The following is a 285-nucleotide window of genomic DNA, read 5'->3' on the forward strand; positions in this document are numbered from 1 at the left end:
CCCTGAATTTCACCTACCGCTATCGCTACAAGTACGTCACCGTGCATGGCCGGGTGCGCAACAACGACAACGCCGAGATCGACAACGTCAAGGTCTGGGTCAGCCTCTACGACGCCCAGGACAAGCTGACCGGCGCGCGCTATTCGGAGCTGCGCCTGCCCAAGCTCAAGCCGGGTGAAAGCGCCCCGTTCCAGTTGGATGTCAAGCAGTACGGCGCCAACTTCGCCCGGGTGGGCGTGGTGTACGACGCCAAGGCCAACTGATCGCGCGCCCGGCGGTCCGCCG

Annotated in this window: 1 protein-coding gene; it reads left to right on the forward strand. The window is 64.6% G+C overall.

The features are described from left to right. On the forward strand, positions 1–263 hold a 263-nt coding region (locus tag SB751_RS29660; RefSeq protein ID WP_410748981.1), incomplete at its 5' end, for an FxLYD domain-containing protein. Positions 264–285: the final 22 nt, after the last annotated feature.

This window comes from Cupriavidus sp. SIMBA_020, from assembly GCF_046535395.1.
In the GTDB taxonomy this organism is placed as follows: domain Bacteria; phylum Pseudomonadota; class Gammaproteobacteria; order Burkholderiales; family Burkholderiaceae; genus Cupriavidus; species Cupriavidus campinensis.